Raw genomic sequence first — 271 nt, 5'->3', positions numbered from 1 at the left:
TGAAAGGAGATAAGGTTAGGATTCCATTAGGAATGAAGGTAAAAGCAGCCTTTAAAGTTGATTCATTCCTGTTACCATTTCCCACCAATCTCGACTTCAAGAAGATTCGAGAGCTTAGAATTCTCCCTCGTAATGGCTGCTTCTATGTCGAATGGGTCTATCAATTAGAATCCGAACAAATCGAACTCGACACCCAAAAAGTATTAGGAATTGACCACGGAATTGATAACTGGTTAACCTGCGTATCCAACAGAGGAACAAGTTTCATTAT

1 pseudogene is annotated in these 271 nt (G+C 39.5%); it reads left to right on the top strand.

The features are described 5' to 3' along the window. Window positions 1–271 (top strand): annotated as a pseudogene (locus tag JUI58_RS00220) (RNA-guided endonuclease TnpB family protein); the annotation flags it as partial.

The organism is Spirulina sp. CCY15215, assembly GCF_016888125.1.
GTDB lineage: Bacteria > Cyanobacteriota > Cyanobacteriia > Cyanobacteriales > Spirulinaceae > CCY15215.
Note: the sequence above shows the minus strand (reverse complement) of the source record. Positions and strands in the feature narration are given on the sequence as shown.